Source organism: Streptomyces sp. NPDC049597, from assembly GCF_040675505.1.
Lineage (GTDB): Bacteria > Actinomycetota > Actinomycetes > Streptomycetales > Streptomycetaceae > Streptomyces.
In genome coordinates this window covers 24,980-37,987 of record NZ_JBFAOY010000049.1, presented here as the reverse complement: position 1 = coordinate 37,987, position 13,008 = coordinate 24,980, and the positions used below count along the sequence as shown (strand labels likewise).

At 72.4% G+C, this 13,008-nt stretch carries 10 protein-coding genes and 1 pseudogene; 9 read left to right on the top strand and 2 right to left on the bottom strand.

The window, feature by feature from the left end; genetic code table 11:
* Window positions 1-134: pseudogene (locus AB0K02_RS31945) on the top strand (phosphoribosylglycinamide formyltransferase); the annotation flags it as partial.
* Window positions 121-1,710, top strand: a complete 1,590-nt coding sequence (gene purH, locus AB0K02_RS31940; RefSeq protein WP_365996109.1) for a bifunctional phosphoribosylaminoimidazolecarboxamide formyltransferase/IMP cyclohydrolase — start codon at window positions 121-123, stop codon at window positions 1,708-1,710. The pseudogene AB0K02_RS31945 and the gene purH, both read left to right, overlap by 14 nt.
* 208 nt (window positions 1,711-1,918) lie before the next feature.
* Here the strand turns inward: purH and AB0K02_RS31935 are convergent, their stop codons facing one another.
* The gene (locus AB0K02_RS31935; protein WP_365996108.1) at window positions 1,919-2,458 is read right to left on the bottom strand and encodes a hypothetical protein; all 540 of its coding nucleotides are present in this window, start codon (window positions 2,456-2,458) and stop codon (window positions 1,919-1,921) included.
* Between the two features lie 249 nt (window positions 2,459-2,707).
* On the opposite strand from AB0K02_RS31935, the gene AB0K02_RS31930 reads away from it, so the two are divergent.
* The 3 genes from AB0K02_RS31930 (at window position 2,708) to AB0K02_RS31920 (ending at window position 5,707) form a co-directional block, all read left to right on the top strand.
* Window positions 2,708-3,577 carry a bifunctional methylenetetrahydrofolate dehydrogenase/methenyltetrahydrofolate cyclohydrolase gene (locus AB0K02_RS31930; protein ID WP_365996107.1) on the top strand — a complete coding sequence of 290 codons (870 nt, stop codon included), beginning with the start codon at window positions 2,708-2,710 and terminating at the stop codon, window positions 3,575-3,577.
* A 9-nt stretch (window positions 3,578-3,586) separates the two neighbouring features.
* The gene (locus AB0K02_RS31925; protein WP_365996106.1) at window positions 3,587-4,258 is read left to right on the top strand and encodes a DUF3017 domain-containing protein; all 672 of its coding nucleotides are present in this window, start codon (window positions 3,587-3,589) and stop codon (window positions 4,256-4,258) included.
* Window positions 4,259-4,717: 459 nt separating this feature from the next.
* Window positions 4,718-5,707 (top strand): malate dehydrogenase, encoded by a 990-nt coding sequence (locus AB0K02_RS31920; protein ID WP_365996105.1) that lies wholly within the window; start codon window positions 4,718-4,720, stop codon window positions 5,705-5,707.
* A 112-nt stretch (window positions 5,708-5,819) separates the two neighbouring features.
* Here the strand turns inward: AB0K02_RS31920 and AB0K02_RS31915 are convergent, their stop codons facing one another.
* Window positions 5,820-6,521 (bottom strand): DUF6882 domain-containing protein, encoded by a 702-nt coding sequence (locus AB0K02_RS31915; RefSeq protein ID WP_365996104.1) that lies wholly within the window; start codon window positions 6,519-6,521, stop codon window positions 5,820-5,822.
* A gap of 203 nt (window positions 6,522-6,724) precedes the next feature.
* On the opposite strand from AB0K02_RS31915, the gene AB0K02_RS31910 reads away from it, so the two are divergent.
* From AB0K02_RS31910 to AB0K02_RS31895, 4 genes are all read left to right on the top strand, one after another.
* Window positions 6,725-8,212 (top strand): aldehyde dehydrogenase family protein, encoded by a 1,488-nt coding sequence (locus tag AB0K02_RS31910; protein ID WP_365996103.1) that lies wholly within the window; start codon window positions 6,725-6,727, stop codon window positions 8,210-8,212.
* 14 nt (window positions 8,213-8,226) lie between these two features.
* Window positions 8,227-9,753, top strand: coding sequence for a GMC oxidoreductase (locus AB0K02_RS31905; protein WP_365996102.1), 1,527 nt, complete (start codon window positions 8,227-8,229; stop codon window positions 9,751-9,753).
* Window positions 9,753-10,802 (top strand): glycine betaine/L-proline ABC transporter ATP-binding protein, encoded by a 1,050-nt coding sequence (locus AB0K02_RS31900; protein WP_365996101.1) that lies wholly within the window; start codon window positions 9,753-9,755, stop codon window positions 10,800-10,802. Before AB0K02_RS31905 ends, AB0K02_RS31900 begins: the two co-directional genes overlap by 1 nt.
* A 253-nt stretch (window positions 10,803-11,055) precedes the next feature.
* Window positions 11,056-13,008, top strand: a complete 1,953-nt coding sequence (locus AB0K02_RS31895) for an ABC transporter permease subunit (RefSeq protein WP_365996100.1) — start codon at window positions 11,056-11,058, stop codon at window positions 13,006-13,008.

The window sequence follows — 13,008 nt, the reverse complement described above, 5'->3', positions numbered from 1 at the left end:
GGGACACGGACGACGAAGCCGCTCTGCACGAGCGCATCAAGGAAGTCGAGCGTTCGCTGCTCGTCGAGGTCGTGGGGCGTCTCGCCCGGCACGGCTACCGCATTGAGGGACGAAAGGTTCATGTCGGTGAATAAGTCGGGTAACAAGCCCATCCGTCGCGCATTGATCAGTGTCTACGACAAGACGGGTCTTGAGGAGCTTGCCCGCGGGCTGCACGAGGCAGGCGTCGAGCTCGTGTCCACCGGTTCGACCGCCTCGAAGATCGCCGCCGCCGGTGTCCCCGTGACCAAGGTCGAGGAGCTGACCGGCTTCCCCGAGTGCCTCGACGGCCGGGTCAAGACGCTGCACCCGCGGGTGCACGCCGGCATCCTCGCGGACCTGCGCCTGGACGCGCACCGCGAGCAGCTCGCCGACCTGGGCGTGGAGCCGTTCGAGCTGGTCGTCGTGAACCTGTACCCGTTCAAGGAGACCGTCGCCTCCGGCGCGAGCCCCGACGAGTGCGTCGAGCAGATCGACATCGGCGGCCCGTCCATGGTCCGCGCCGCCGCCAAGAACCACCCGTCCGTGGCCGTCGTCACCAGCCCCGCCCGTTACGCGGACGTGCTCGCGGCCGTCCGCGAGGGCGGCTTCGACCTCACGGCCCGCAAGCGGCTCGCGGCCGAGGCGTTCCAGCACACCGCCGCGTACGACGTCGCGGTCGCCTCCTGGTTCGCGTCCTCCTACGCCCCCGCCGACGAGACGGTCTTCCCCGACTTCCTCGGCGCCACCTGGGAGCGCGACAACGTGCTGCGCTACGGCGAGAACCCGCACCAGCCCGCCGCGCTCTACACCTCCACGGCACTGATCGGCGGCTCCGCCGCGGGCGGCGGCCTCGCCGAGGCCGAGCAGCTGCACGGCAAGGAGATGTCGTACAACAACTACACGGACACCGACGCCGCGCGCCGGGCCGCGTACGACCACGACGAGCCGTGCGTCGCGATCATCAAGCACGCCAACCCGTGCGGCATCGCGATCGGCGCCGACGTCGCCGAGGCGCACCGCAAGGCGCACGCCTGCGACCCGCTGTCCGCGTTCGGCGGCGTCATCGCCGTCAACCGCCCCGTGTCGGTCGCGATGGCCGAGCAGGTCGCGGAGATCTTCACCGAGGTCATCGTCGCGCCCGGCTACGAGGACGGCGCGGTCGAGGTCCTCGCCCGGAAGAAGAACATCCGCGTGCTGCGCGCCGAGGGCGCCCCGGCGAACCCGGTCGAGCTCAAGCCGATCGACGGCGGCGCGCTGCTCCAGGTCACCGACCGCCTCCAGGCCGACGGCGACGACCCGGCGAACTGGGCGCTCGCCACGGGCGAGGCGCTGTCGGCCGACGAGCTCGCCGAGCTGGCCTTCGCCTGGCGTGCCTGCCGCGCGGTCAAGTCGAACGCGATCCTGCTCGCCAAGGACGGCGCCTCCGTGGGCGTCGGCATGGGCCAGGTCAACCGCGTCGACTCGGCGAAGCTCGCCGTGGAGCGTGCGGGCGAGGAGCGCGCACGCGGCTCGTACGCGGCGTCCGACGCGTTCTTCCCCTTCCCCGACGGCCTGGAGATCCTGACGGCCGCGGGCGTCAAGGCCGTGGTCCAGCCGGGCGGTTCGGTCCGCGACGAGCTGGTCGTGGAGGCGGCGAAGAAGGCGGGCGTGACGATGTACTTCACCGGTACGCGGCACTTCTTCCACTGAGACTGCGCCGACGGACGCAGGGGCCCGCTGGTGAACAACCAGCGGGCCCCTGCGGCATCGGCACGGCGGCCCCGTCCGGTTCGGGACCGCCGGATCGTCGCACGCCCTTTCCGCCGGAGGGACACGAAAGGGGCCGGTGAACGGCCGAAGGCCGTGAACCCTCGCCGGAGCGGGGTTCACGGCCTTCGCACCTGAGGTGCCGCGCGGGTCAGGCGCGCTGGCGGTTGAACCAGGCACCGCCGTCGGACTTGCCGACGAAGACGGTGATGAGGATGGCGAGCACGGTGTGCACCAGGCCGACCAGGACGAACGGGTAGATGCCGAGGACGGCCGTGATGATGCCGAAGACCATGGCGGTGACGCGGATGCCGTTGCCGCCGCTGCCGAACTTGGCGCCGAGGACGATGGCGAGCACGCCCCAGGCCAGGATCAGGAACGCGATGGCCCACACGGCGCCGACCGACATGTCGGCGATCTGCTGGAACTGGAGGTCGTCCTTGAGCGCCGGGTCGTTCTTGGCCTCGTTGAGGCCGACGGCGCCCATCGCGGCGAAGATCGCACCGATCACCTGGAAGCCGGCGATGATGAAGAGCATCACGCGGGCCGCCTTGACGCCGCCCGGCATCTCCGTCGGACCGGTCGGGTAGCCGCCGGCGTACGGCTGGACCGGCGGGGCCTGCGGGTAGCCGTAGCCGGGCTGCTGGCCCTGCTGCTGGCCGTACGGGTTGTTCGGGTCGCCGAAGCTCATGGGTGGGGTTCCTCCGTTGGATGATCCGGGGACGACGCGGTCCGAGCGGAGGAACTGCATGGTTATTTCCTGTTTTGCCCCCCGGCACTGCCCGCGGCACTGCGCGGCTCATCGTCGTATCATCGTCGACTTTTTGTCCAGCCGGTATCCGCATGTGTTGTGCAAGTGCAACCTGCTGTTCGCTCGAAGTGCGAGATCCCGGGGGACCGGATTGGAACCGGGGCGGGTCCATCCGGGAGGATGGGGGGCATGACTGCCCAGATTCTCGATGGCAAGGCCACCGCAGCCGCGATCAAGTCCGATCTGACCGCCCGCGTGGCGGCGCTCAAGGAGCGGGGTGTCACCCCTGGCCTCGGGACCCTGCTCGTCGGGGACGACCCGGGAAGCCGCTGGTACGTCAACGGCAAGCACCGTGACTGCGCGCAGGTCGGCATCGCGTCCATCCAGCGCGAACTGCCCGAGACCGCGACGCAGGAGGAGATCGAGGCAGTCGTACGGGAGCTCAACGAGAACCCCGAGTGCACCGGCTACATCGTGCAACTCCCGCTTCCCAAGGGCATCGACGCAAACCGTGTCCTGGAGCTCATGGATCCGGCCAAGGACGCCGACGGTCTGCACCCGATGAGCCTCGGCCGCCTCGTGCTCGGCATCGAGGGTCCGCTGCCCTGCACGCCGTACGGCATCGTGCAGTTGCTGCGCCACCACGGCGTCGGGATCAAGGGCGCGAACGTGGTCGTCGTCGGCCGCGGCATCACCATCGGCCGGCCGATGCCGCTGGTGCTGACCCGCAAGTCGGAGAACGCCACGGTGACGCAGTGCCACACGGGCACCCGCGATCTGTCGGCGCACCTGAGGCAGGCGGACATCATCGTCGCCGCCGCCGGTGTCCCGCACCTGATCAAGCCGGAGGACGTCAAGCCGGGGGCTGCCGTGCTGGACGTCGGCGTCAGCCGCGACGAGAACGGCAAGATCGTCGGCGACGTGCACCCCGGTGTCGCGGAGGTGGCCGGCTGGGTCGCCCCCAACCCGGGTGGCGTGGGTCCGATGACCCGCGCGCAGTTGCTGGTCAACGTGGTCGAGGCGGCCGAGCGCGCGGCGTCGGCCACGACCGAGGGCTGAGCCGGCGCCATGGGCGTACGCACGAACGACGTCCCCGAGGACGCCGCCGCGCCGGGCGGCCGTGACGGCGCCGAGCCCGCCGCCCGGCCCGCCGAGGCTGCCGTGGAGGGGGCCGCCGGCCACGACGCGTCCGTCGCGGGGCCGGGCGGCCCCGCCGCTGACGGGGGTGCCGCCGCGCCGGGCGGCGACCGGTCCGGGACCGGGGAGCCGTGTGGCCACGCGGCCGACGAGGCCACCGCCGAGGCGCGGCAGGAGGCCTCTCCGGCCGGGGCCGGGGAGAAGAAGCCCTCGCGGCGGCCCCCCGCCGTCACGCGGGACACCGCGCGGCCCGAGGGCGGCGGTCGCGCCGCTCCCAAGGACGCCCCCGCCCCCGCGCGTCAGTGGCCCCTGCTCACCGTGCTCGGGATGACCGCGGCCGGCATCCTCGTCGTCGGCACCGACGCCTTCGCCGAGGCCTTCCGGGTCGGCGCGATCCTCATCGGGGCCGCGCTCATCACCGGAGCCGTGCTGCGGCGCTGCATGCCCTCGGTCGGCATGCTCGCCGTGCGCTCGCGCTTCACGGACATGATCACGTACGGCGTGCTCGGCGTGGCGATCGTGCTGCTCGCGCTCGTGACGCAGCCGAAGCCCTGGCTGGACATCCCCATCCTCGAGGACGCCGTGCACTTCACCGTGCGCTAGCGGAACCGTGCGCCGGCGGATCACTGCCCGAAACGCGGAACGGCGCCCGTCCTCTCCCCCGAGGGAGGACGGGCGCCGTCGTGTTTCAAGGGTCATGCACGCGCCAAGAGCGATCAAGGGGCGGCTGGGGCCTGTGGCACGGAAGTGACCATTCCGCCACCGTGTGATCGTTCCGCCACGGAAAGGAACGGCCTGGTCAACACCGGCGCACCCCCTGTACGCCCCGCCAGGACGCGCGACGGCCACCCCGGCGTGACCCGCCGTACGGTGGATGCAGCGGCCTCGCGGGCGGTCCGGACGGGTGAGCGGCGCCACAAGGGGGTGTGGATTGCCCGGGGTCCGGGTCGGATAGCCTGACCGCTGGAATTCTCTTCACGTCAAGATTCAGGTCGGGCGTGGACGAGATGTCCCGCACGAGGGGCAGTGTTGCCCACCGCCAGCTGTCTTACGGAGATCGCCATGACCCGCACTCCCGTCAACGTCACCGTGACCGGCGCGGCCGGCCAGATCGGCTACGCGCTGCTCTTCCGCATCGCCTCCGGCCACCTGCTCGGCGCGGATGTGCCGGTCAAGCTGCGCCTGCTCGAGATCCCGCAGGGTCTGAAGGCCGCCGAGGGCACGGCCATGGAGCTCGACGACTGCGCCTTCCCGCTGCTCAAGGGCATCGACATCACCGACGACCCGAACGTGGCCTTCGACGGTGCCAACGTCGCCCTCCTCGTCGGCGCCCGCCCCCGCACCAAGGGCATGGAGCGCGGCGACCTGCTGTCCGCCAACGGCGGCATCTTCAAGCCGCAGGGCAAGGCCATCAACGACAACGCCGCGGACGACATCAAGGTCCTCGTCGTCGGCAACCCGGCCAACACCAACGCGCTCATCGCGCAGGCCGCCGCCCCGGACGTACCGGCCGAGCGCTTCACCGCGATGACCCGCCTCGACCACAACCGTGCGATCTCGCAGCTGGCCGCCAAGACCGGCGCCGCCGTCTCCGACATCAAGCGCCTCACCATCTGGGGCAACCACTCGGCGACCCAGTACCCGGACATCTTCCACGCGGAGATCGCGGGCAAGAACGCCGCCGAGACGGTGAACGACGAGGCGTGGCTGGCCGACACCTTCATCCCGACCGTCGCCAAGCGCGGCGCCGCGATCATCGAGGCCCGGGGCGCGTCCTCGGCCGCGTCGGCCGCGAACGCCGCCATCGACCACGTCCACACCTGGGTGAACGGCACCGCCGAGGGCGACTGGACCTCCATGGGCATCCCGTCGGACGGCTCCTACGGCGTCCCGGAGGGCCTGATCTCCTCCTTCCCGGTCACCTGCAAGGACGGCAAGTACGAGATCGTCCAGGGTCTGGAGATCAACGACTTCTCGCGTGCGCGCATCGACGCGTCCGTGAAGGAGCTGGAGGAGGAGCGCGCGGCGGTCCGCGAGCTCGGCCTCGTCTGACGCACCGCGCACAGCGGTTCACGCCCCCGGCGGCTCCGGCCACCGGGGGCGTGCTGTCTTCTCCGGGTGCTGCTTCCCGCGCTGCCGCAGGGGCCGGGAGACCCGGGCGCGTTCAGACGGCTGTCGGCGCCCCCGAGTTGACGTGCACCGAGGCGATGCGGTCGAGCTCGTCGAAGAGGACGTCCACCGTGCCGCCGTCGGGGAGGCCCGCGCTCAGGCGGTCGGCGGCCCGGCGTACGGGCAGGTCGTGGTGGGCGACGTAGCCCTCGACGACCCGCCGCGCGGAGCCGCCGAGCAGGCCGGCGCCGGTGAGCAGGACACGGGGGAGCGTGATCGCGTTCGGCTCGGCGACGGGGACCTTGGGGTCGTCGGGGACCAGGTAGGCGCGCGCGGACGGATTGGCCTGCACGCCGATGTAGCCGGACGCGCCGAGGACCCCCATCGCGGTGAACGCCAGGGTCTCCGCCGCCCGGCGCGGGTCCTCGTGCCCCGCGAGGGGGAGCAGCTCACTCGTGAACTCGGGCAGACCGTGGGTCCGGCCGTACGCGCGGAGCGTCTCGGCGGCGTGCACCACGGGCGAGCCCTGGAAACCGGGGTTGGCCCAGGCCCACAGCCACGACTGGTCGTCGGTGTCGAACGTGCCGAGCAGCGAGATCCGCAGCTCCCGGCCGGACTGCCGGTACAGGCACTCCCCGAGGTCGGCGCTCCACTCACCGACGGGCATGAAGTCGTTGAACGTCTCGAGCTGTTCGGCGCCCCAGGCCGCGTGCTGCTCGGTGAGCCGGAGGAACGGCTCGCGGAAAGTCGTGGTCATGCACCTGACCCTAAGGGACCCGCCGCCACGCCTACGCCCCCTTGATCGCGCACGGGGGCGAGTGACGTACGTCGCACACACGGTGTGAAGCAGAACACTTTCCGTTAACCGTTCCGCATGGATTTGGGATCCCCGGGCAGGCGGCCAGATCGCCGGGGTGTGACCGGTGCAGGACGAAACGGAAACGAAAGGTCAAACACGACGTGTCGGCAGCACAACAGACCATCCATGTGGGCGGAGAGTGGCGCTCGGCCCTCTCCGGCGCCACGCGCGGGATCATCGACCCCGTCGACACGAGCGTGTTCGCCGTCGTCTCGGAGGGCGGCGTCGCCGACACCGACGACGCCGTGGCCGCCGCGCGTGCCGCCTTCGACGACGGGACCTGGCCGCGGACGCCGGTCGCCGAGCGGGCGGCCCTGCTGCGCCGCGTCGCCGCCCTGCTCGAGCGTGACCGGGAGAGGATCGCCGGCCTGGAGAGCCGGGACGCCGGCAAGACCCTGGAAGAGGGGCGCACCGACGTCGACTGCGTGCGCGACGCCTTCGTCTACTTCGCCGACCTCGTCATGAACGAGAGCGGCGGCCGCGTCGTCGACGCCGGGTCCGACGAGATCCACAGCGTGGTTGTCCACGAGCCCGTCGGCGTCTGCGCGCTGATCACGCCCTGGAACTACCCCCTGCTCCAGGCCAGCTGGAAGATCGCCCCGGCCCTCGCGGCGGGCAACACCTTCGTGATCAAGCCCAGCGAGATCACCCCGCTGACCACCGTCGCGCTGCTGGAGCTCCTGATGGAGGCCGGGCTGCCCCCCGGCGCCGCGAACCTCGTCACCGGCCCCGGCGACACCGTCGGCGCACGGCTCGCCGAGCACCCGGACGTGGACCTCGTGTCCTTCACCGGCGGGCTCGTCAGCGGCACCAGGGTCGCCCGCGCCGCCGCCGACACCGTCAAGAAGGTGGCCCTGGAACTCGGCGGCAAGAACCCCAACGTGGTCTTCGCCGACGCCTGCGCCACCGAGGAAGGCTTCGACACCGCCGTCGACCAGGCGCTCAACGCCGCCTTCATCCACAGCGGCCAGGTCTGCTCCGCCGGATCGCGCCTCATCGTCGAGGAGTCCCTGCGCGAGCGCTTCGTCGCCGAACTCGCCCGCCGCGCCGAGAGGATCCGGCTCGGACGCGGCACCGAGAAGGGCGTCGAGTGCGGCCCGCTCGTCTCCGCGCAGCAGCTCGCGAGGACCGAGGACTTCGTGGCGTCCGCGCTGCAGGAGGGCGCGGTGCTCCGGGCGGGCGGCGAACGTCCGGACGGTCCCGGCTACTTCTACCGCCCCACCGTCCTCGACCGGTGCAACCGCTGGATGCGGGTCGTCCGTGAGGAGATCTTCGGGCCGGTCCTCACCGTCGAGACGTTCCGTACGGAGGAGGAGGCGGTCGCCCTCGCCAACGACACCGAGTACGGCCTCGCGGGCGCCGTGTGGACCGCCGACGCCGGCCGCGCCCGCCGCGTCGCCGGACGGATGCGCCACGGCACGGTGTGGATCAACGACTTCCACCCCTACCTCCCGCAGGCGGAGTGGGGCGGCTTCGGGAAGTCGGGCACCGGCCGCGAGCTGGGCCCGACGGGTCTCGCCGAGTACCGCGAGAGCAAGCACATCTATCAGAACCTCGCCCCGCGCCCCGTGCGCTGGTTCGCGGGCTGAGCGGAGAGAACAGCATGACCGAGCACCACACCGTGTACGACTACGTCGTCGTCGGCGGCGGCACCGCCGGATCCGTGATCGCCTCCCGCCTCACCGAGGACCCCGACGTCACCGTCGCCGTCATCGAGGGCGGCCCCAGCGACGTCGGCCGCGACGACGTGCTGACCCTGCGCCGCTGGATGGGACTCCTCGGCGGCGAACTGGACTACGACTACCCGACGACCGAGCAGCCCCGCGGCAACTCGCACATCCGCCACAGCCGCGCCCGCGTGCTCGGCGGCTGCTCCTCCCACAACACCCTCATCGCCTTCAAGCCGCTGCCCTCCGACTGGGACGAGTGGGCCGAGGCAGGAGCCGAGGGCTGGGACGCCGCGTCGATGGACCCGTACTTCGCCAAGCTGCGCAACAACATCGTCCCCGTCGACGAGGCCGACCGGAACGCCATCGCCCGCGACTTCGTCGACGCCGCGCAGACCGCGCTCGAGGTGCCGCGCATCGAGGGCTTCAACAGCAAGCCGTTCCACGAGGGCGTCGGCTTCTTCGACCTCGCGTACCACCCGGAGAACAACAAGCGCTCCTCCGCCTCGGTCGCCTACCTGCACCCCTTCCTCGACCGGCCGAACCTGCACATCGCCCTGGAGACCTGGGCGTTCCGGCTGGAGATCGAGGGCACCAGGGCCACCGGCGTGCACGTGCGCACCAAGGACGGCGAGGAGCACGTCGTACGCGCCCGGCGCGAAGTCCTCGTGTGCGCCGGCGCCGTGGACACCCCGAGGCTGCTCATGCACTCCGGCATCGGGCCGCGCGCCGACCTGGAGAAGCTCGGCATCCCCGTCGTCCACGACCTGCCGGGCGTCGGCGAGAACCTGCTCGACCACCCCGAGTCCGTCATCGTGTGGGAGACCCACGGGCCGATCCCCGAGAACTCGGCGATGGACAGCGACGCCGGTCTGTTCGTCCGCCGGGACCCCGCCTCGGACGGGCCCGACCTGATGTTCCACTTCTACCAGATCCCCTTCACCGACAACCCTGAGCGCCTGGGCTACGAACGCCCCGCGCACGGCGTGTCGATGACCCCGAACATCCCCAAGCCGAGGAGCCGCGGCCGGCTGTACCTGACCAGCGCGGACCCCGAGGTCAAGCCCGCCCTCGACTTCCGGTACTTCACCGACGAGGACGACTACGACGGCCGCACCCTCGTCGACGGCATCCGCATCGCCCGGCGCATCGCGGCCCAGCAGCCGCTGGCCGGCTGGCTGAAGCGCGAGGTCTGCCCGGGACCCGAGGTCACCTCGGACGAGGAGCTCAGCGAGTACGCGCGCAAGGTCGCGCACACCGTCTACCACCCCGCCGGCACCTGCCGGATGGGCGCCGCCGACGACGAACTCGCCGTCGTCACGCCCGACCTGAGGATCCGGGGGCTCGACGGCGTACGCGTCGCCGACGCCTCCGTCTTCCCCACCATGACCGCCGTCAACCCGATGATCGGGGTGCTGATGGTCGGGGAGAAATGCGCTGACCTGCTGGGAGGCAATGCCTGATGAACACTCCGCCGCCCGTCTTCTCCGTACGCGAACTGTGGAAGGTCTTCGGACCCAAGGCCGACCGGGTGCCCGCCGACCCCGCTCTGGGCGCTCTGGCCCCCGCCGAGCTGCGCGAGCGCACCGGATGCACCGCCGCCGTGCGCGACGTGTCCTTCGACGTCCGCAAGGGCGAGGTCTTCGTCGTCATGGGCCTGTCCGGATCCGGCAAGTCCACCCTCGTGCGCTGCCTGACCCGTCTCATCGAGCCCACGTCCGGCTCGGTCTCCATCGACGGCGAGGACGTGCTGTCCATGGACGCCGGGCGGCTGCGCGAACTGCGCCGCCACCGCGCCGCCATGGTCTTCCAGCACTTCGGGCTGCTGCCGCACCGCTCGGTCCTCGACAACGTCGCGTACGGGCTGGAGATCCAGGGCATGGGGCGCGCCAAACGCCGCGAGCGGGCGGCCGGGTTCGTCGCCAAGGTCGGCCTCGAGGGCATGGAGCACCGCCGTCCCGGCCAGCTGTCGGGCGGTCAGCAGCAGCGCGTGGGACTGGCCCGCGCGCTGGCCGTCGACCCCGAAGTCCTGCTCTTCGACGAGCCGTTCAGCGCGCTCGACCCGCTCATCCGGCGGGACATGCAGGAGGAGGTCGTACGGCTGCACCGCGAGGAGGGCCGCACGATGGTCTTCATCACCCACGACCTGAGCGAGGCGCTCAAGCTCGGCGACCGCATCGCGCTGATGCGGGACGGCCGGATCGTGCAGCTCGGCACGCCCGAGGAGATCGTGGGCGATCCGGCGGACGAGTACGTGCGGGACTTCGTACGGGACGTGCCGCGCGAGCAGGTCATGACCGTGCGCACCGCGATGCGCCCCGCCGAGACGTCCGAGACGAAGACGGGGCCGGCGCTGACGCCCGACGCCACGGTCCACGAGGCGATCGAGGCCGTCGCCCGCACGGGCAAGACCGCCCGGGTCGTCGAGGACGGCCGCTGCGTGGGCGTCGTCGACCAGACGGGCCTGCTGGGGGTCGTGGCGGGGGTCGCCGCGACGAAGGGGGCCGCCTGATGCGTACGCACACGACCTGGGGACCGCCGGGTGCCGCCTTCGGCGGCGTGAACCCACCCCCGCGCATGCGGCCGGCATCCGCGGTCGCCGCGCCGAACAGGCGTGTCCGGAGTGTCTCCGGCGCCACCGGCCACGGGCCCCGGGCCCGCGCCACGGCGCGTCCGTACGGGTGCCCGGCTCGTGACGGTGCCACCCCCGCGGCGGGTGTGTCCCGCTCGCCGGAGGGCCGGCAGATGCGGCGGCGGTGGTCGCGATGACCGCTTCCGCCACGACCACCGCCCCCGCTGCGGCGACCGGCCCGCTGCGCGCCCTCGTTTCACGGCGCACCGCGATCGCCGTGGGCGGCGCCGTGCTCCTCGTCCTCGGCGCCGTCCTCGTCGGCGGCGGCACCTGGCCCGACCGGTTCGCCGTCGACCTGTCCGGGCCGCTCGGCGACACCAGCGACTGGATCATCGACAACCGGGACAGCCACCCCCTGTTCCTCTACTTCCTGGGGCACGTCAGCAACGCCGTCGTGCTGTCCGTGCGCGCCGTCTACCTGGTGCTCCTCGCCGCCGGCTGGGCCGGGGTCACCGCCGCCGCCGGGCTCGTCGCCTGGCGGGTCGCCGGGGTCCGGCTGGCGCTCACCGCCGTCGCCGCGTTCGCCGCGTGCGGACTGCTCGGCATGTGGGTTCCCACCATGCAGACCCTCGCGCTCATGGTCGTCGCGGTCGCCGCGTCCGTCCTGTTGGGCGCGCTCCTCGGGCTCGCCGCCGGGCTGTCGGACCGTACGCACCGGGCGCTGCGGCCCGTGCTCGACACCATGCAGGTGCTGCCCGCCTTCGCGTACCTGCTGCCCGTCGTCCTCGTCTTCGGCATCGGCGTACCGGCCGCCGTCCTCGCCACCGTCGTCTACGCGGCCCCGCCCATGGCCCGTCTGACCGCGCTCGGACTGCGCGGCGCGGACGCCGGGGTGATGGAGGCCGCTGCCTCGCTCGGCGCGACCGGGCGCCAGCGCCTGCTGACGGCCCGGCTCCCGCTGGCCCGCAAGGAACTGCTGCTCGGCCTCAACCAGTCGATCATGATGGCCCTGTCGATGGCCGTGATCGCCTCGGTGATCGGCGCCGGCGGTCTCGGCGACCGCGTCTACCAGGCGCTCGCCTCCGTCGACGTCGGCGCCGCGCTCGCCGCGGGCATCCCGATCGTGCTGCTCGCCGTCGTTCTCGACCGCGTCACCGCCGCGGCGGGGGAGCGGATCGGCAGCCCGCCGAGGACCGGTCGTGCCGCCCGCTTCGGGTGGCCCGTCGCCGCCGCCGTCGCCGTGGCCGCCGCCGTCGCGGGCCGGCTCGCCGGCCGCCTCGCCTGGCCCGACGCCTGGACCGTGAACATCGCGGAGCCCGTCAACCGGGCCGTCGACTGGATGACCGCCCACCTGTACTCGGGCGTGCCCCTCGTCGGCGGCACCGCCGACTGGGCCGGCCGCTTCACCACCTGGGTCCTGGACCCGGTCCGCGACGGACTGCAGTGGCTGCCCTGGTGGGCCGTGCTGGTCATGGTCGGCGTGCTCGCCCTGCTCATCGGCACCTGGCGCACCGCGCTGACCGCCGTCCTCGCGATGGCCGCGATCGGCGTGCTCGGCGTGTGGGATCCCGCGCTGGACACGCTCTCGCAGGTGCTGGCCGCGGTCGCGGTCACCCTCGTCACCGGCTTCGCCGTCGGAATCGCCGCGGCCCGCAGCACCCGGCTGGAGCGGCTGCTGCGTCCCGTGCTGGACGTCTTCCAGACCATGCCGCAGTTCGTGTACCTCATCCCGGTGGTCGCGCTGTTCGGCGTGGGCCGCGCCCCGGCGGTCGCCGCCGCCGTGGTGTACGCGCTGCCCGCCGTCGTGCGCATCACCACCCAGGGCATGCGCGCCGTGGACCCGGTCGCGATGGAGTCGTCGCGCTCGCTGGGCGCGACCGCCCGCCAGCAGCTCCTCCAGGTCCAACTGCCTCTCGCCCGGCCCGCCTTGCTGCTGGCCGTGAACCAGGGCGTCGTTCTCGTCCTCGCCGTCGTCATCATCGGCGGCCTGGTCGGCGGCGGGGCGCTCGGCTACGACGTGGTGTTCGGCCTCGCCCAGGGCGACCTGGCGACCGGACTCGTCGCCGGCGCGGCGATCGTGTGCCTCGGTCTGATGCTGGACCGCGTCACCCAGCCGACCCGCCGCAGCACCGGAAAGGGGGCCTGA

Coding starts and splice junctions, on each gene's coding strand:
- purH (WP_365996109.1), top strand. CDS start 121: ATGTCGGTGAATAAGTCGGGTAACAAGCCCATCCGTCGCGCATTGATC.
- AB0K02_RS31935 (WP_365996108.1), bottom strand. CDS start 2,458: ATGAGCTTCGGCGACCCGAACAACCCGTACGGCCAGCAGCAGGGCCAG.
- AB0K02_RS31930 (WP_365996107.1), top strand. CDS start 2,708: ATGACTGCCCAGATTCTCGATGGCAAGGCCACCGCAGCCGCGATCAAG.
- AB0K02_RS31925 (WP_365996106.1), top strand. CDS start 3,587: ATGGGCGTACGCACGAACGACGTCCCCGAGGACGCCGCCGCGCCGGGC.
- AB0K02_RS31920 (WP_365996105.1), top strand. CDS start 4,718: ATGACCCGCACTCCCGTCAACGTCACCGTGACCGGCGCGGCCGGCCAG.
- AB0K02_RS31915 (WP_365996104.1), bottom strand. CDS start 6,521: ATGACCACGACTTTCCGCGAGCCGTTCCTCCGGCTCACCGAGCAGCAC.
- AB0K02_RS31905 (WP_365996102.1), top strand. CDS start 8,227: ATGACCGAGCACCACACCGTGTACGACTACGTCGTCGTCGGCGGCGGC.
- AB0K02_RS31900 (WP_365996101.1), top strand. CDS start 9,753: ATGAACACTCCGCCGCCCGTCTTCTCCGTACGCGAACTGTGGAAGGTC.
- AB0K02_RS31895 (WP_365996100.1), top strand. CDS start 11,056: ATGACCGCTTCCGCCACGACCACCGCCCCCGCTGCGGCGACCGGCCCG.